Genomic DNA, 16890 nt, shown 5'->3' on the forward strand with positions numbered 1-16890 from the left:
GCTGCGAATGCATGAGCCGATATCGGTACGTGCCGCCTTGATGGGATCAAAGGGTAGGTCCAAGACTGCTTAACCTGCGCATCGAGAAAGAAGCGTCTCTGACTTCCGTTCCAGCCATTGAGCCACGAATCCACTGCCACCGACAGAGCGATTCAACCGGGGCGTGCAAACCACCTTTGACGACAACGCGCCCTCATGGTATTGTCCGACAACCTGACCAGATCACTGCACGATGCTTGAACTCGAACGCCCTGATTCACTCGTCCAACGCGTGGTCGGCGCCATACGCGCCGAGATCGACGGGGGACATTTGCCGGCCGAATCGCGGTTGCCGACCGAGCAACAGCTCTCGGAACGGCTGAACGTCAGCCGTTCTGTCGTTCGCGAAGCCATTGCGCAGTTGAAATCGGATGGCGTGCTGGTAGCGCGGCGCGGCGCGGGGTCGTTCATATCCCAGACTCCGTCGGGCACGGTCTTTCGCTTGCCAAGCCAGGGTGGGCGCAAACTCGACTTAGCGCAGCTCTTCGAATTGCGCTTGTGGATGGAGACCGAAGCAGCGGCGGCTGCCGCACGGCGTCGCACGCCCGCCGACCTCGCGCGCATGACGGCCGCGATTCACGAAATGGAGCAGACGCGCAACGACTTTGACGCCGCTTCTGCGGCGGATGTCGCTTTTCATCGAGCGATCGCGTCGGCGACGAAGAACGAATACTTCGTCGCTTTTCATGATTTTCTACGCGGCCAACTCGCCTTCGCGCGGCGCGCTCAGTGGGAAAAGACTGCATTGAGCGCAGGCGACTACGCGCAGCGCGAGCACGGCGAACTCTTCGACGCGATCGAGCGCGGTGACCATCGCGCCGCTGCGGCGTCCGCTGAACGGCATCTACGTGCGGCGGCGAAACGTCAAGGCATAGAACTTCCGTCGAACAACTAAAACGGCAGGGCGCGGGGTAAATGCCTTTCGCCAGCCGTCCCGGCTTTATCAAGTTAGTCAGACAACCTGATAAGCGTACAACAAACTCAACAACCACATAGAGGGGACACCCGATGAAAAAACAAGCCTCAGCCTCTTCACTGCGAATCACGCGCCTCACATGCGCGGCTTCGTTCACGTTCGCCGTCACCGCCCCTGTGCAGGCACAAAGCAGCGTGACTCTGTACGGCATCATCGACGAAGGCGTGAACTACACGAGCAACGTCCAGACGAGCGCCGGCCATGGTCACAACCTCTATAGCTTGTCGAGCGGCATCCTGAGCGGCAGCCGATGGGGCCTGCGAGGTGTCGAAGACCTCGGAGGCGGGATAAAGGCGGTCTTCGTGCTGGAGAACGGCTTCGACGTGACCAACGGGAAGATGGGCCAAGGCTCGCTCGAATTCGGCCGTCAGGCGTATGTCGGGCTTTCCACGCGATACGGCGCAGTGACGGCAGGGCGCCAGTACGACCCGGTCGTGGATTACGTGCATCCGCTGATGCCAAGCGCATTGTTCTCAGGAAGCATCGGCGCGCACCCGGGCGACCTCGATAACCTCAATAACGCCAACCGCATCAATAACTCGGTGAAGTATCGCACCGCGAACTACGGCGGCTTCTCCGCGGAAGGCCTGTACAGCTTCGGCGGCACGCCGGGCAGCGTCGGTACGAACCAGATCTGGTCGGTGGGTTTCGGCTACTCGGGCGGGCCGCTTAGCGTGGGCGCGGGATATCTCGTCGCACGCAATCCGAACGTGTCGTTCTTCGGCACGGCAGTTGGCGCGACGGCCGCAAGCAACAACTTCGGCAGCTCGCCGGTCATCAACGGGTACGCGTCGGCGCAAAGTCAACGCATTTTCGGCGCCGGTGCGACGTATGCAATCGGCCGCGCAACGCTCGGCGCGATCTACTCGAACACGCAGTTCCGGCATTTGAGCGGCGCGGTGTCGCCGCTCAATCCCGCTGGCTTCGGCGGCATGGCGACGTTCAACAGCGTCGAAGCCGATTTTCAGTATCAGTTCACGCCCGCGCTGTCGCTCGGCGTCGCCTACAACTACACGGTCGGGAACAACGCCAATGATGCGAAGTACCACCAGGGGTCGATTGGCGCGGACTATGCCGTATCCAAGCGCACAGACTTCTATGTGATCGGCGTGTTGCAGCATGCGTCCGGCACTGACTCGACGGGGCACGCCGCGCGCGCCGCGCTCAACGGCCTTACGGCCTCCTCATCCGATCAGCAGGCGGCCGTGCGGATCGCGATCCGCCACAAGTTCTGAAGCTGCGTGCCGCCGCTTCACTCATCCACTCCGAACAGGATCGCTTTGTGACACAGACAAGTGCTCTCACACCCGAAAACCGCTCACGCCTTCGTGGCGTCAGCATTGCAACGCTGACCACAGCCCTCTTCAAGCGCGGCTTCAGCAACGTCTGTATCCAGGGCGTCACGCCGGTCAATCCGGCGGCGTCCCGGATGGTCGGCGAGGCATACACGCTGCGCTACATTCCGGCGCGCGAAGACCTCGACACGCTGTCCGTCTTTGCTGACAAAACGCACCCTCAACGGCGCGGCGTCGAAGAGATCCCGCCCGGCCAGGTGATGGTCATCGATTCCCGCAAGGACCCGCGCGCGGCATCTGCGGGCGGCATCCTCATCAGCCGAATGATGATGCGCGGCGCTGCCGGCGTCGTGACGGACGGTGGCTTCCGCGATACGCCGGATCTGCGCACGCTGAACTTTCCGTGCTATGCGGCGCGTCCTTCCGCGCCGACCAACCTGATCCACCATCATGCCGCCGATTTGAATGTGCCGATCGCGTGCGGCGATGTCGCCGTGTATCCGGGGGACGTCATCGTCGGCGATGCGGAGGGCGTCGTCGTGATACCGGCGCATATCGCCAACGAGATCGCCGAGGAAGCCGCCGCGATGACGATCTTCGAAGACTGGGTCGATGCTCGCGTGCGCGAAGGCCGGTCCACGTTCGGGCTCTATCCGCCGGATGAGGCGACTCGCGCGGAGTTCGAAAGCTGGAAGGCAAGCAGCGGGCAGTAACGCGCGCCTTGACGAACGAACATTGAGCGATGCCGCGCGTGTGGGTCCGACACGCCGCGCCACCGCAGTGATCAAATGCGCCACGGCGAGCGGCGAACGCCGCCGGGCATGGAGACGATAGTGACGAACCGAACTAACGATGCTGAACTTTTCACGCGCGTCGCGTGGCGGCTGGTGCCGCTGCTGATCGCGATCTTTCTCACCGCGTATATCGACCGCGCGAACATCGGCTTCGCCAAGTTGCAGATGCTGAATAGCCTGCATATGAGCGAAGCGTCCTACGGGTTTGCGTCGTCGCTGTTCTTTATCGGCTACCTGCTATGCGAGGTGCCGAGCAATTTGGCGATGCATCGCTTTGGCGCGAGGCGATGGATCTCCCGCATCATGCTGACTTGGGGCCTCGCGACGCTGCTGCTCGCATGGACGCCATCCGAGACGATTTTCCAGGTCTTGCGCTTCCTGCTCGGTGCGGCGGAAGCAGGGCTGTATCCTGGCATCATCCTCTATCTCGGCATGTGGTTTCCGGAGCGTCAGCGTACCGGCATCATCGGACTGCTCACGCTGGGTAGCAGCATGGGGAACATGCTCGGGTCGCTGATCGGCGGCTTCTCGCTGGAACTGCACGGCTTGCTGGGCCTGGAAGGCTGGCAGTGGGTATTTCTGACGACGGGCACGCCCGCGGTGCTGCTCACGTTCGTTTCGCTGTATTACCTGCCCGACAATCCGCAGACAGCGCGGTTCCTCACGGCTGCCGAGAAGCTCGTGATCGAGGACAGCCTGCGTCGCGATCCTGCGCCGGTGCGCGCGACACAAAAAGGGTGGTCACTCGGATCGCTGATGACCGTCGCGCTCTTTTCCGTCGGCTATGGCACGATCTCGATCGCCATCTATGGCATCGCATACTGGCTGCCGACGCTGGTGCGCGGTTTCGGGGTATCGAGCAGCGTCAACGGCATGCTCAACATGATTCCCTGGCTTTTAACTTCGCTTATGCTGCTGTGGCTGCCGCGCCGTCTCCAGACGCCGCGCGCGGTACTGATCGCGGCGTTCTGCGCGTCGTTGTTCGGCATTGTGTGCTTCGTCGCGAGCGTAGGACCGTTCTCGAACACCGTGCGCTTCGCGGCGCTCTCGCTCGGCGCGCCTTGCCTGTATCTGATGATTCCGTGCTTCTGGGCGCTGCCGCCGCGGCTCTTGCCGGTATCGTTCATGAAGGGTGCGGGTGGTGCGGTGGCGCTCGCGGTCATCGCCGCTGGCTCGAGCGTCGGCGGGTTCCTCGCGCAGAACATCATGCCCTTCGTAGGCAAGGTGATGCACAGCACGTCGGCGCCGATGCTGGTGCCTGCCGTAAGCTTGCTACTGCTCGGCATTGGCGCGTTCGCGGTGTGGCTCAGGCTCGGACTCGGCGGGCGCGGCCATCAGGAGTCGGTCTCCGCTGCTCGCTGATGCGGCATGCGCGATCCCTAGGCGCGCCCGCGCGGCGCGCCGCATCGGCTGTGAATGTACGCGAGCGCGGCGGCCGATCAACGTCGTACCATGGCAAGGCCTGACGTCGGGTCTATTTTTTGTATCTTCGAACTTCAGTTGCATCGTCATGACTAAGCGGCAAACCAACGTCTCAAGCCGTATGCGCGGCTTCCTTTCTCTCGCGGATTTCGAGCCCGCCGCCAAGCGTCGCCTGCCGCGTCCGCTCTTCGGCTATGTCCACGGGGCGACGGAAGACAATGCATCGCTCGCCGACAATCGTGCGGCCTTCGACGAACTCGGCTTCATCCCCCGCGTGCTGCGCAATGTTTCGCAGCGGAGCCAGGCGATAGAACTCTTCGGGGTGCGCTATGAGTCGCCCGTTGGCATCGCCCCTATGGGCATTAGCTCCTTAACGGGCTACCGCGGCGATCTTGCGCAGGCCAAGGCGGCGCAAGCGTACGGCGTGCCGATGATCCTCAGCGCGGCGTCGCTGATTCGCCTTGAAGAAGTGATCGAAGCGGCCCCGGGCACGTGGTTCCAGATGTATATGCCAAAGACATTTGGCGAGATGCACGCGCTGGTGGATCGGGTCAGCGCCGCCAATGTTTCCACGCTCGTCGTCACGGTGGATTCGTCGGTTGTGCCGAATCGCGAAAACAATATGCGCACGGGCTTCAGGACGCCTCTGCGGCCGAACCTGCCACTGCTTCGCGACGGCATCATGCACCCGACGTGGTCGCTCTTCACCTTTCTGCGGACGATACTTCGCCACGGCATGCCCCACTTCGAAAATGCATCGGCAGAGCGCGGCGAGCCGTTGCTATCGCACCGCGCGAACCGCGACTTCAGCGGGCGCGAGCACCTGGACTGGGACGCGATCCGTGCGATTCGTGCGCGATGGCAGGGACCGCTTGTGCTTAAAGGCATCCTGCATCCCGGCGATGCAGTCATGGCACGGGAGATCGGCGCTGACGGCGTCATCGTCTCGAATCATGGCGGGCGTCAGCTCGATGGCTCCGTTTCGCCGCTGCGAATGCTCGCGCATGTCGTGAAGGCGTGCCCCGACATGACGGTGATGATCGACAGCGGTTTTCGTCGCGGCACCGATGTGTTGAAAGCGGTTGCGCTGGGCGCCAAATGCGCGTTCATCGGGCGTCCGATGAACTATGCCGCGTGCATAGGCGGGCAAGAAGGTGTCGAGCATGCGATCGGGCTCATCAACGCGGAGCTTCGTGCGGACATGGGGCTGCTGGGCGTGACCCGCTTGGACGAGCTTGGACCGCACTTCCTGCGGGTGAAAAGGTTCGAGGCCGGCGATATCTATGGAGCGTGACGTGCGAGAAGCCGCGCCAGTGATTTAACGACACCGGACGCTTCGACAAGCTGACGCGCCAGCTTGTCGAATCCGACGGCTTTAGCAATTTTCCTGCGTCCTCGCAATTGAAACAAAAGAAGTGGCCTCGCTGGACAGACCAATCCCCCGGCCCAGCACGGCCTCGGTGAACGCGCCCGCCGTGAACTGGCTGCCTTGATCGGCGTTCACGATGCCGGGCAGCCCGTAACGGGTGAACGCTTCTTCCAGCGCCTCCACGCCCATACGCCTCATGAGCGTGCGCACGCGGCGGCGGCCGAGCTCGTGGCCCCCCGGCGCAGCAAGCGCGCCAGCATCCGTGCCCCGGCGAACGGAAACTCCAGATGCAGTTCGTCGATCCGACGCATCATCAACTGGCCCGTTTCGCTGAGCGCCTGCGCTCGGTAATACGCGCTCGATCTCGCGATACCGACAAGCCGGACTTGCTGCCAAACCGGCAACGCGTGGCTACGGTCGATCATCGCTTTGCGCTCAGCAATCCCGCCTTGTTGAGCGCGCCGCTTAAGACATGATGGCTTTGAACGCCGCTGAGTGCGTGCGTCGGGTGCTCTTCGTCATTGCTCGGTTCCTCTGCCCGCATTACCGCGGGCTCAGGCCCCGCACGCTCCACTTAGCCGGCTGTCCGAATCTGCGCGGCCACCTCTTTCACCGGGGCGTAGCAGAGCAGGTTGCCCGAACCTGGATGACCCGGCGGCGCGTCGCACTGGCAGGGCATCAGAACATACCCTAGCTTTAGCAAATAAAATTCACTTTTGTTTGACTAAGTGAAAAAAATATTATTTCATAGCGTCTACGCCAACCCGGAGACCGCTTGTGTCAAACAGATTTGCCGCCACTTACCTGATCGAAACTTCCCGTCGTCCTGAGGACGCCGCAGCCGAAATGGCCGGCGAATCGTCCACCGCCACCTTCGTCGCGATTCCCGGCGAGCGTGCCTCGATTGCCGAGCTGCACGGTGCACGCATCGAGCGCATCGAGGAGATCGATCCGTCGCCGGGGGCATCGATCGCGCATCCCGCCGCCTCGTCGGTGAAGCGCTGCCATGTGACGCTCTCGTGGCCGCTGGAGAACACCGGCACGTCGCTGCCGAACATGCTCGCCACGGCCGCCGGCAACATCTTCGACGTGAAGTCGGTGAGTGCCTTGCGGCTCGTCGATCTGGAGCTGCCCTCGGTGCTCGCGGATGCCTACCAGGGGCCGCAATTCGGCGTCGCGGGAACGCGGCGTCTCGCGGGCGTGGAGGACGACCGGCCGGTGATCGGCACGATAGTGAAGCCGAGCGTGGGCCTCACGCCTGCCGAAACGGCCGATCTCGTCGAGCGGCTGGCGGAAGGCGGCATCGACTTCATCAAGGACGACGAACTCATGGCCGATCCCCCGCATTGCCAGTTCGACAGGCGCGTCGACGCGGTGATGGACGTGCTGCGCCGCTACAGCGACCGCACCGGGCGCAAGGTGATGTACGCGTTTAACATCACGGGCGAAATCGACGAGATGCTTCGCCGCCACGACAAGGTACTGGAGGCGGGCGGCAACTGCGTGATGGTGAGCCTGAACTGGGTGGGACTGCCTGCGCTCGCTTACCTGCGCCGCCATGCGCAACTCCCGATCCACGGACACCGCAACGGCTTTGGCACGATGAGCCGAGCACCGGGTTTCGGTGTTGATTTCCGCGCATGGCACAAGTTTTTCCGGATCGCGGGCGCGGATCACATCCACGTCAATGGCATCGACAACAAGTTCTATGAGTCGAACGAGTCGGTCGTGCGCTCGGCGCAATCGTGCGTGACGCCCGTCTTCAGCGACGGCGGTCCGGCCTGGAACGTGATGCCGGTATTCTCGTCGCGCCAGACGGTCACGCAGGCGGCCGACACCTACGACGCGCTTGGATCGACCGATCTCATCTATGCATGCGGAGGCGGCATCCTCGGGCATCCGGACGGCATCACCGCGGGCGTCGAAAGCATCCGGCTCGCGTGGGAAGCGGCGCTCGCGCGCGTCTCGCTCGAGGAATACGCGAATGCGCGTCCGTCGCTCGCGCGTGCGCTCGGCGCATTCGCGGCCTGACGCATGATGAGCGACCTTCAACCGCTCGGCTCGCGCGCGGCGCCCGTCTGCTTCTACGGCGACGATTTCACCGGTGCCGCGGGCAACCTGCTGGAGTTCCATCGTCGCGGCCTGCGAGGCATCATGTTTGTGGAGACGCCGGGCGCGCAACGCTTCAGCGAGGCGTTTTCGCAATTCGATGTGGTCGGCATCGCGGGCATCGCGCGCGCGCTGCCGCCGCATAAGATGGCCGCCGAGATCGAGCCGGCGTTTCGGCTGTTCAGCGCGGCGGGTGCGCGCATCGCGCAATACAAGATCTGCGCGACCTTCGACTCGTCACCGCAGCAAGGGAGCTTTGGCACCGTGCTGGAATTGGCCGAGCGCTGCTTCGGCGCGCAGAACGTGCCAATCGTAGCCGCGCATCCGGACTTCGGCCGCTATACGGCGTTCGGCAATCACTTTGCGCCGTATCGGGGCGAAGTTTACCGGCTCGACCGGCATCCGAGCATGTCCGCGCATCCGGCCACGCCGATGCGCGAAGCCGACCTGCGCGTGCATCTCGCGCAGCAAACAAAGCGCCTCATCGGCCTGTGCGACTTTCCCTCACTACGCTCGGCGAGCGTCGCGGAACTAGTGAAGCGCCTGAACGCGCGCGATGTCTCTGGCACCGTGTTCGACGCAATGGAAGCGGACGATCTGCGCAAGATCGCCGACGCGGTGTGGCAGGCGTCGGCGAGCCGGACGGTGTTCACGCTTGCGTCACACGGCTTTGCGGCAGGTCTTGCCGCACACCTGCGCGGCGCAGCGCAAAACGCGCCGGTGCCCGCGCCGCAACGCGCGGTGGACAGCATCGTCGCGCTGTCGGGAAGTTGCACGCCGCATACGGCCGCGCAGATCGCGCATGCGCAGGATCACGGCTGGCGCGCGATCCGCGTTTCGCTTGAAGAACTGGCATCGAAGAGCGAGGACGCGATCGCGGACGTGCTTGCCACCGGCATCTGCGAGGCGCTGGAACGCGAGCAGAGCATCGTCGTATATACGGCCGCCGGTCCCGACGATGCGACCATTGCCGCCGGCCGCGACGTGTGCGACCGCATGCAGGCGGAGTCGTCGGCGGTGATCGGCGGGGTGTACGGCGCAGTGCTCAGGCGCGTGGCCGCGCGCCGCCAGCTGCCGCGCTTCATCGTCGCCGGCGGCGATACGTCCAGCCAGACGATGCGCCGGCTCGGCATCGATGCCCTGAGCGTCGACGCGGTCAACCCGGCCTCGCAGGACGCGTTCATGCGCATCCATGCGGCGGGCGGCGCGCTCGACGGCGCGCAGGTTTTGCTGAAGGCGGGCCAGAACGGCGCCGATGATCACTTCGTCCAGGCGCGCGAAGGGCGCGCGTGGCATTAAAGACAACGCTGAACCCGGGTCACGCAGACCCGCACAAGGAGACAAAGCATGGAACTGACGCAAAGCCAGATCGACCAGTACAACGACGCGGGTTATCTCGTCCTGCCCGATGTGTTCTCGGCCGAGGAAGTCGAGGTCCTTCGCCACGAAGCGGCGGAAATCACGCGCGAACATCGTCCGGAAATCTGGCGCGAGAAGAGCGGCGCGCCGCGCACGGCGTTCGGCTGCCACAAGTACAGCGAGGTGTTCCGCACGCTCTCAAGCGATGAGCGCCTTGTTGCGCCCGTCGAGCAGCTGATCGGCGAGACGCTCTACATCCACCAGTTCAAGGTGAATCCGAAAGTCGCGTTCGACGGCGACAACTTCCCGTGGCACCAGGATTTCGTGACCTGGCACGAGGATGACGGCATGCCCGAGGCGCGCGCGATGAACATCGCGATCTTCCTCGACGACGTCTTCACGACCAACGGCGCGCTGATGTTCGTGCCGGGCAGCCACAAGCGCGGCATGATCCCGACCACGCCGAAAGAGAACAACCGCCGCTGGATGGATCTCGCTGATGTCGAGGCCATGATCACGACCGGCAGCGACATCGAAGTGGCGACGGGCCGCGCAGGCAGCGTGCTGATGTTCCATGGCAACTCGGTGCACGGATCGGCCGGCAACATGACGCCGCTGCCGCGCCGCATCGTCTATGTGACGTATAGCGCCGTGTCGAATGCGATCCAGCGTCCGACGCGCCCCGAGTTCATCGCGCACCAGACCTTCGAGCCGGTGCACGCGACGCCGCCCGCCGCGTTTGCCGAATACGCCGAAAGCCTGCGCACGTAGGCGCTGCTTCACGCCGCTATCCGCTACCACGATAAAGAGCGCTTCAAAGCGCACCAGGAGACGAAGATGGACAAGCGATCACGCGATGCCGTTCAGACCGGCGACGCTGTAGACACGAAGCGCCGCACCTTGCTCAAGGCGAGCGTTGCAAGCGGATTCGCCGCCGCGACCGGCTTTGCCGCGATCTGGCCGCAAGGCGCGCGCGCCGCCGAGTTCAACTACAAGTTCGCGACCGCGCTCGATGTCGCGCATCCGCTGAACAAGCGCGCGGCGGAAGCGCTCGCTCGCATCCGCGAAATCACGAGCGGGCGTGTCGATATCAAACTGTTCCCAGCGAACCAGCTCGGCTCCGATGCCGACACGCTCTCGCAGACGCGCAGCGGGGCCGCCGAGTTCATGACGCTCGGCCACGGCAACCTCGGCAATTACGTGAAGTCGTCGGGGATAGCGAGTGTTGGCTTCGCGTTCACGAACTACGAGCAGGTCTGGCGCGCGATGGACGGCGCGCTCGGCGCGAAGATCCGCCAGGACGTCGCGCGCACGGGACGTATCGTCGCGATCGGCGGATTGTGGGACAACGGCTTCCGGCAGGTCACGTCTTCGACGCGGCAGGTGAACGGTCCCGCCGACCTGAAGGGCCTCAAGCTGCGCGTGCCGCCGAACCCGGCGTACACGTCGCTCTTCAGCGCGCTCGGCGCGGGCCCAACGCCGCTTAACTACAACGAGCTGTACAGCGCGCTTCAGACGCGCGTCGTTGACGGGCAGGAGAATCCGCTCGCGCTCATCAACACGGGCAAGTTCTACGAGGTGCAGAAGTTCTGCAGCCTGACGAACCACATCTGGGACGGCTTTTGGACCCTCGCCAACCGGGACGCGTGGAACCGCCTGCCGCCGGACTTGCAGAAGATCGTCGGCACGGAACTGGAGCGCTCGGTGCGCGACCAGCGCACCGATATTGCCGCGCTCAGCAAAAGTCTGCAGACCGATTTGTCGAGCAAGGGCCTGCAGTTCGCCTCCGTCGACAGCGGCGCGTTCCGCAGCGCGCTCGCGAAGACGAGCTTCTACACCGAGATGAAGGAGAAATACGGCGAAGATAATTGGGCCCTGCTTGAGCAGGCGGTGGGCAAGCTGGCGTGAAGCAATTCATGGGCGAGCGGCAGCAGACCAACCCGGAGACCGGAGTGAGACGATGATCAAGACCGAAATGACGCAGGCGGGGCCGCTAGGCGCGAGCTCTGGCAACCTGCTGGCAAGGGTGGAGGGCGCGCTCATATGGGCCGTCGAAGTGGCGGCGGCGCTGCTCGTCTTCGCGGAAGTGGTGCTGCTCTTCAGCGGCGTCCTCGCGCGCTATGCGCTGCACCGACCGCTCGACTGGTCAGACGAACTTGCATCGCTGCTGTTCCTGTGGCTCGCGATGCTCGGGTCCGTGATCGCGTTCTGGCGCGGCAACCACATGCGCATGACGGCGCTCGTCGATCGGCTGAGCCCCACAAAGCGTGCCTTCTTTGATGTGCTCGCCATCAGCGCATCGCTCGCATTCCTGTTGCTGATCCTCGCACCCGCGTTTGGCTATGCGTATCACGAGGCCGATGTCACGACCCCCGCGCTCGAAATCTCGACCCTGTGGCGCGCGGCTGCCATGCCGGTCGGCGCGGCGCTCATGACGCTCTCGGCGCTGTTGCAACTGGCGCGCGTCGCCAACTGGCGCGCGGTGATGGCGGCGGTGCTGCTCGTCGCGGGGATCGCGGCCACGCTCGCCCTTGCCATGCCGGTGCTCGAGCGCCTCGGCAACTACAACCTCGTGGTCTTCTTCGTCGTGGTCGTCACGGCGACGGTACTCACGGGCGTGCCGATCGCCTTCGCGTTCGGCCTTGCCACATTCAGCTATCTCGCGTTGACGACGTCGGTGCCGCTCACGGTCGTGGTCGGCCGGATGGACGAGGGCATGTCGCACATCATGCTGCTCGCGGTGCCGCTCTTCGTGTTCGTCGGCCAGTTAATGGAGATGACGGGCATCGCGAAGGCGATGGTAGGTTTCCTTGCCAACCTGCTCGGCCACGTGCGCGGCGGCTTGTCGTACGTGCTGATCGGCGCGATGTACCTGCTCTCGGGCATCTCGGGATCAAAGGCCGCCGACATGGCCGCCGTCGCCCCGGTGCTATTCCCCGAAATGAAGAAGCGCGGCTCCGACCCTGGCGACCTCACGGCGCTGCTCGCCGCGACTGGGGCTCAGACGGAGACGGTGCCGCCGGGCATCGTGCTCATCACGATCGGCTCGGTGACGGGGGTCTCGATCACGGCGCTTTTCATCGGCGGATTGCTGCCAGCGGTGACGCTCGGTCTCGCGCTGTGCGCGGTCGTGTGGATGAGAAGCCGCCACGAAGCGAAGCAAAGCGGCGCGCGCGCGGGCTTGCGCCTGATTGGCCGCAGCTTCGTGATCGCGCTGCCGGCGCTGATCCTGCCAGTCGTGATCCGAACAGCAGTGGTCGAGGGGGTCGCGACGGCAACGGAAGTCTCGACGATCGGCGTGATCTACGCGGTGATCGTGGGCCTCCTGATCTACCGGCAGTTCGACTGGCGCCGCGTGAAGCCGATGCTCGTCGATACGGCCGCGCTCTCCGGCTCGATTCTGCTCATCATCGGGACCGCGACCAGCATGGCCTGGGCGCTCACGCAGTCCGGCTTCTCGCAGGACCTCGCCTATGTGATGTCGCATCTGCCGGGCGGCGCACCGACCTTCATGGCGGTCTCGATCGTCGCGTTCATCGTGCTCGGCAGCGTGCTCGAAGGGATCCCGGCGATTGTGCTGTTCGGGCCCCTGCTGTTTCCGGTCGCGCGGATGATGGGTATCCACGAAGTGCAGTACGCGATGGTGGTCGTGCTCGCGATGGGCGTCGGCTTGTTTGCGCCGCCATTTGGAGTGGGATACTACATGGCATGTGCGATCGGCAAGGTCGATCCGTCGCTGGCGATGCGCCGCATCTGGGGCTACCTGGCTGCGCTGATCGTCGGACTCCTGGTGGTCGCCGCGGTGCCGTGGGTGTCCACCGGGTTCCTTTAATCGGGGCATTGCGCCTCGGTGCGCATTTATCAGAACGTAGGGAACGACATGACTGCTGCCAACGGGACGATTGCGGTGATCCGCGAGCGACTGCCCGAACTGAATCCTGCGCTGCGCCGCATCGGGACATATATCGTGCGCTCGCCGGCGCAGGCGAAATCGATGACGATCCGCGAGATGGCGGAAAAGTGCGACGTGTCGGAAGCGACGGTGACGCGCTTCGTCAAGGAATTCAGCCTGGACAGCTTCCAGCAGATGAAGATCTCGCTGGCCGAGGAACTGTCGCGCCGCCGCGAGCAGTTGCCGGTCAGCGAGACACGCGAGATCTACGACGACATCAAGCCGGGCGATCCGCTCGACATCGTCGTGCGCAAGGTGCACGGCGCATTGCGTGAGACACTCGACCAGACGATGGCGAAGCTGCGGCCCGAGACGGTCGCGCAGGTGGTTCAGGCGCTCAGTGCCTGCGAATACGTTGTATTCTTCGCGACCGGAACGTCGGCGCTTGCAGCGGAGAACGGAGTGGTGCGCTTTTTCCGCGTGGGAAAGAAGTGCATCTTCTATCGTGACCAAAGCATCCAGCAGTTCGCATCGCTCAATCTGGATTCGAAATGCGTCGTGTTTGGCATCAGCAATTCCGGACGCACGAAGGCGACAGTGCGCGCGCTGCAGATCGCCAAGGAGCAGGGTGCGCACACGGTCTGCATCACGTCGTTCCCGAACTCGCCGATCACCCGTCATGCGGACATCTCACTGCTGACCGCCGAGCAGACCGACGGCTTCGAACGCCCGGAGCCGCATGAATCCACCACCGCGAAGATTGGGCAGATCGCGGTGCTGGACGTGATCTATTCCGCGTACGCGATTCATCACCACCACGATGCCGTGCAGATGCTCGCCGAAACGGATCGTTCCGTGGCGGAAGGGAAAGTGTGACGACGCTCCGGTTACACGGTAGCGTACGAAGGCTTGGCGTGCCTTCTCGCTCGACGATTTCGGCACCGGCTAATCGAGCGTTGCGTGCCTCATACCGCTGCCTGTCGACCGCATCACTATCAACACGTCGTTCGTGCAAAGGCGGTTTCAAACCGAAGTGCAACGACGGAGTTAATGTTTAGCGCTTTGAGATTGGCTCGCTGTGGCAAGTGCAGCTAAGACCTCGAACGGCGACTGGGACGCGCGGGTTGCGCGCGAGTGCAATCAAGTGCCGACAGAGCCGACTGTCGTCATCGTGATCGTCCTCACGTCTGGCGAGGCTCCGCCAGTGTCGAGAGGCGGTCGGGCGGGCGCGTAGGTGGCGATCTCGGAATCGTGTGCTCCCGTCGATTTTTGACCGCTGATTGACAAATAAAAATATGGCGCTTTACACTGGTTCATCCTTCGAGGCCTGACAAAGATGTCCGCCCGAGGACCCGGCACAGAAGCCCCCTGACGAACCGCTGGTTCGGCAGGGGGCTTTTTTTTGTCCGCAGTTTTCCCCTGTCTTAGTCTTCTTTTCTGGAGAACCCGCATGTTGCTGAAGCTGTCGGGCTGGACGCGTCTCGCCCTCACCGCAGGACTTGCACTGACTTCGCTCGCATCGAGCGCCGCCGATCCCGTGAAGATCGGCTTACTGGAAGACGCCTCGGGCAATTTTGCACTGGCAACGATTCCGAAGATCCACGCCACGCAACTGGCGGTCGATGAGATCAATGCAAAGGGCGGCATCCTCGGACGTCCGGTGTCACTGATCGCTTACGATACGCAGTCCGACAACACGAAGTTCCAGGAACTCGCGCGGCGGCTGGTTCAGACCGACAAACCGGACGTCATCTTTGGCGCATTCTCCAGCGCCTCGCGAGAAGCGATCCGTCCGATCATGGACCGGGCGCATCAGCTCTATTGGTACGACAACCAGTACGAAGGCGGCGTCTGCGACACCAACACCTTCGTGACCGGCGCGGTGCCCGAGCAGCAATTCTCGACGCTCATTCCCTGGATGATGCAAAAGTACGGCAAGAAGGTGTACACCATCGCCGCCGACTACAACTTCGGGCAGATTTCCGCAGAGTGGGTGCGCAACATCGTCAAGGAGAACGGCGGAACGATGGTGGGCGAGGAATTCATTCCCCTGTCCGTATCGCAATTCGGGCAGACCATCCAGAACATCCAGAAGGCGAAGCCCGACTTCGTGGTCACCTTGCTGGTCGGCGCGAATCAGGCGTCGTACTACGAGCAGCAGGCTTCGGCGCATCTGAACATGCCGATGGCAAGCTCGGTGAACGTCGGTCAGGCTTATGAGCACAAGCGCTTCAAACCGCCTGCGCTGAAGGACATGTACGTGACGGCGAACTACGTCGAAGAAGTCGATTCACCCGCCAGCAACGATTTCAAGAAGCGCTTCCACGCGAAGTTCCCGAACGAGCCGTACATCAACCAGGAAGCGGCGAACGCGTACGACGCCATCTTCCTCTACAAGGCCGCCGTCGAAAAGGCCAAGTCGACGAATCAGGATGCGGTGCGCAAGGCGCTCGAGAGCGGCGACATCTGCACGGAAGGCGCGCAAGGCAAGGTCTGCATGGACCCGAAGAGCCATCACGCCAGTCACACGATCTACCTCGTGCACGTGAAGGAGGATCATTCCGTCGAGATTCCCAAGGTCTGGAACGACGTGCAACCGTACTGGCTCGGCAAGGTCGGCTGCGATCTGCCGAACAAGCCGGATCACCGTCAGTACTCGCCGTCGAACCTGCCCAAGAAGTCCTGATTCAAGCGGGCGCGCCGTTGCTTAAGGCACGGCGCGCCCGCCTCCTGAACGTGGAGCAAGCATGGCCACCTTATCCGTTCTCTATTCCGTCATCTATCAGTTCGGCGACAGCTTTGCCTATCTGGTACTCGCGGCGCTTGGTCTCGCGGTGATCTTCGGCATGATGGGCGTCATCAATCTCGCGCATGGCGAGTTCATCATGTGCGGCGCCTACGCCACTATTCTCGCCGCCAAGCGCGGCGTGCCGCTGCCGCTTGCGATGCTGCTCGGCGCGATCGCGGCGGCGCTCGCGGGCGTGGTCATCGAGCGGCTCGTGATCCGGCATCTGTACGACCGCCTGTTCGATTCCGTCGTGGCGACGTGGGCGATCAGCCTCATCGTGCAGCAGACGATGCTGCTCATCGCCGGTCCGTCGCTCGAAGGCATCGGCACGCCGTTCGGGTCCTTCGCACTCGGTGACTATTCGTTTTCGACGTATCGCGCCGTGCTGCCAGTCATCGCGCTGGCGATTCTGTTCGCACTCTATCTGCTGTTCTTCAAGACGAATTACGGCGTTTGCGCCCGCGCGACGATTCAGAATCCCAATATCGCGCAATGTCTCGGTTTGCGCACGGACCGGCTCTATACGTTGACCTTCGCGCTCGGCGCGGGCCTCGCCGGTCTGACGGGCGCGCTCTACGCCCCGACGATGACGGCGGTGCCGACGATGGGCAGCAACTTCATCGTGCAGGCGTTCGTATCGGTGGTCGTCGGCGGCGCGAACGTAATCGCGGGAACGACGCCGGCCGCCGGTGTGCTCGCCATCATCCAGACGGCGCTCACGGCGTCCTATGGTCAGTTATTCGGGCAGATCGGGCTGCTGGTGACGGTCATCGTCGTGATCCGGCTGATGCCGCAGGGCCTCGGCAATCTTTTCACGCGCTTGCGCTAGGAGGCTGACTTGAAGCAA

15 protein-coding genes are annotated in these 16890 nt (G+C 63.4%); 14 read left to right on the forward strand and 1 reads right to left on the reverse strand.

Annotation, left to right across the window (positions count from 1 at the left end):
• Window positions 1-232: 232 nt before the first annotated feature.
• The 5 genes from AWB66_RS27380 to AWB66_RS27400 all read left to right on the forward strand — a co-directional run bounded on the left by AWB66_RS27380 (window position 233) and on the right by AWB66_RS27400 (window position 5820).
• Window positions 233-934 (forward strand): FadR/GntR family transcriptional regulator, encoded by a 702-nt coding sequence (locus AWB66_RS27380; protein WP_087633218.1) that lies wholly within the window; start codon window positions 233-235, stop codon window positions 932-934.
• Window positions 935-1047: 113 nt separating this feature from the next.
• Window positions 1048-2250, forward strand: a complete 1203-nt coding sequence (locus AWB66_RS27385; RefSeq protein ID WP_087633219.1) for a porin — start codon at window positions 1048-1050, stop codon at window positions 2248-2250.
• A gap of 47 nt (window positions 2251-2297) precedes the next feature.
• Window positions 2298-3023, forward strand: a complete 726-nt coding sequence (locus AWB66_RS27390; RefSeq protein WP_087633220.1) for a ribonuclease activity regulator RraA — start codon at window positions 2298-2300, stop codon at window positions 3021-3023.
• 120 nt (window positions 3024-3143) lie between these two features.
• Complete coding sequence (locus tag AWB66_RS27395) at window positions 3144-4466, forward strand: MFS transporter (RefSeq protein ID WP_235021255.1); 1323 nt, start codon at window positions 3144-3146, stop codon at window positions 4464-4466.
• A 148-nt stretch (window positions 4467-4614) separates the two neighbouring features.
• On the forward strand, window positions 4615-5820 hold the full coding sequence (locus AWB66_RS27400; protein ID WP_087633221.1) for an alpha-hydroxy acid oxidase: 1206 nt from the start codon (window positions 4615-4617) through the stop codon (window positions 5818-5820).
• Window positions 5821-5901: 81 nt separating this feature from the next.
• Here AWB66_RS27400 and AWB66_RS33810 read toward each other — a convergent pair whose 3' ends face one another.
• Window positions 5902-6078 carry a hypothetical protein gene (locus tag AWB66_RS33810; RefSeq protein WP_159462956.1) on the reverse strand — a complete coding sequence of 59 codons (177 nt, stop codon included), beginning with the start codon at window positions 6076-6078 and terminating at the stop codon, window positions 5902-5904.
• A 104-nt stretch (window positions 6079-6182) separates the two neighbouring features.
• Between AWB66_RS33810 and AWB66_RS33145 the strand changes: the two genes are divergently transcribed.
• The 9 genes from AWB66_RS33145 to AWB66_RS27450 all read left to right on the forward strand — a co-directional run bounded on the left by AWB66_RS33145 (window position 6183) and on the right by AWB66_RS27450 (window position 16872).
• A complete protein-coding gene (locus tag AWB66_RS33145; protein ID WP_125469796.1) occupies window positions 6183-6371 on the forward strand; it encodes a hypothetical protein in 189 nt (62 codons plus the stop codon).
• A 301-nt stretch (window positions 6372-6672) separates the two neighbouring features.
• On the forward strand, window positions 6673-7926 hold the full coding sequence (locus AWB66_RS27415) for a ribulose-bisphosphate carboxylase large subunit family protein (protein ID WP_087633224.1): 1254 nt from the start codon (window positions 6673-6675) through the stop codon (window positions 7924-7926).
• Window positions 7927-7932: 6 nt separating this feature from the next.
• Window positions 7933-9303: a four-carbon acid sugar kinase family protein gene (locus tag AWB66_RS27420; protein ID WP_159462957.1), complete on the forward strand. Its 1371-nt coding sequence runs from the start codon at window positions 7933-7935 to the stop codon at window positions 9301-9303.
• A 48-nt stretch (window positions 9304-9351) separates the two neighbouring features.
• Window positions 9352-10134, forward strand: a complete 783-nt coding sequence (locus tag AWB66_RS27425; RefSeq protein ID WP_087633226.1) for a phytanoyl-CoA dioxygenase family protein — start codon at window positions 9352-9354, stop codon at window positions 10132-10134.
• Between the two features lie 66 nt (window positions 10135-10200).
• Complete coding sequence (locus tag AWB66_RS27430; RefSeq protein WP_087633227.1) at window positions 10201-11271, forward strand: TRAP transporter substrate-binding protein; 1071 nt, start codon at window positions 10201-10203, stop codon at window positions 11269-11271.
• 52 nt (window positions 11272-11323) lie between these two features.
• A complete protein-coding gene (locus tag AWB66_RS27435; RefSeq protein ID WP_087633228.1) occupies window positions 11324-13195 on the forward strand; it encodes a TRAP transporter large permease in 1872 nt (623 codons plus the stop codon).
• A gap of 48 nt (window positions 13196-13243) precedes the next feature.
• Window positions 13244-14131 carry a MurR/RpiR family transcriptional regulator gene (locus AWB66_RS27440; RefSeq protein WP_087633229.1) on the forward strand — a complete coding sequence of 296 codons (888 nt, stop codon included), beginning with the start codon at window positions 13244-13246 and terminating at the stop codon, window positions 14129-14131.
• Between the two features lie 574 nt (window positions 14132-14705).
• Window positions 14706-15941: an urea ABC transporter substrate-binding protein gene (locus AWB66_RS27445; protein WP_087633230.1), complete on the forward strand. Its 1236-nt coding sequence runs from the start codon at window positions 14706-14708 to the stop codon at window positions 15939-15941.
• Between the two features lie 61 nt (window positions 15942-16002).
• On the forward strand, window positions 16003-16872 hold the full coding sequence (locus AWB66_RS27450; protein ID WP_087633231.1) for an ABC transporter permease subunit: 870 nt from the start codon (window positions 16003-16005) through the stop codon (window positions 16870-16872).
• Window positions 16873-16890: the final 18 nt, after the last annotated feature.

The organism is Caballeronia telluris, assembly GCF_001544495.1.
GTDB classification, from domain to species: domain Bacteria; phylum Pseudomonadota; class Gammaproteobacteria; order Burkholderiales; family Burkholderiaceae; genus Caballeronia; species Caballeronia telluris.

Bases quoted from the DNA above. Each gene is read 5' to 3' on its own strand.
- AWB66_RS27380 (WP_087633218.1), top strand. From the start codon at position 233: ATGCTTGAACTCGAACGCCCTGATTCACTCGTCCAACGCGTGGTCGGC.
- AWB66_RS27385 (WP_087633219.1), top strand. From the start codon at position 1,048: ATGAAAAAACAAGCCTCAGCCTCTTCACTGCGAATCACGCGCCTCACA.
- AWB66_RS27400 (WP_087633221.1), top strand. From the start codon at position 4,615: ATGACTAAGCGGCAAACCAACGTCTCAAGCCGTATGCGCGGCTTCCTT.
- AWB66_RS33145 (WP_125469796.1), top strand. From the start codon at position 6,183: ATGCAGTTCGTCGATCCGACGCATCATCAACTGGCCCGTTTCGCTGAG.
- AWB66_RS27420 (WP_159462957.1), top strand. From the start codon at position 7,933: ATGAGCGACCTTCAACCGCTCGGCTCGCGCGCGGCGCCCGTCTGCTTC.
- AWB66_RS27425 (WP_087633226.1), top strand. From the start codon at position 9,352: ATGGAACTGACGCAAAGCCAGATCGACCAGTACAACGACGCGGGTTAT.
- AWB66_RS27430 (WP_087633227.1), top strand. From the start codon at position 10,201: ATGGACAAGCGATCACGCGATGCCGTTCAGACCGGCGACGCTGTAGAC.
- AWB66_RS27435 (WP_087633228.1), top strand. From the start codon at position 11,324: ATGATCAAGACCGAAATGACGCAGGCGGGGCCGCTAGGCGCGAGCTCT.
- AWB66_RS27440 (WP_087633229.1), top strand. From the start codon at position 13,244: ATGACTGCTGCCAACGGGACGATTGCGGTGATCCGCGAGCGACTGCCC.
- AWB66_RS27445 (WP_087633230.1), top strand. From the start codon at position 14,706: ATGTTGCTGAAGCTGTCGGGCTGGACGCGTCTCGCCCTCACCGCAGGA.
- AWB66_RS27450 (WP_087633231.1), top strand. From the start codon at position 16,003: ATGGCCACCTTATCCGTTCTCTATTCCGTCATCTATCAGTTCGGCGAC.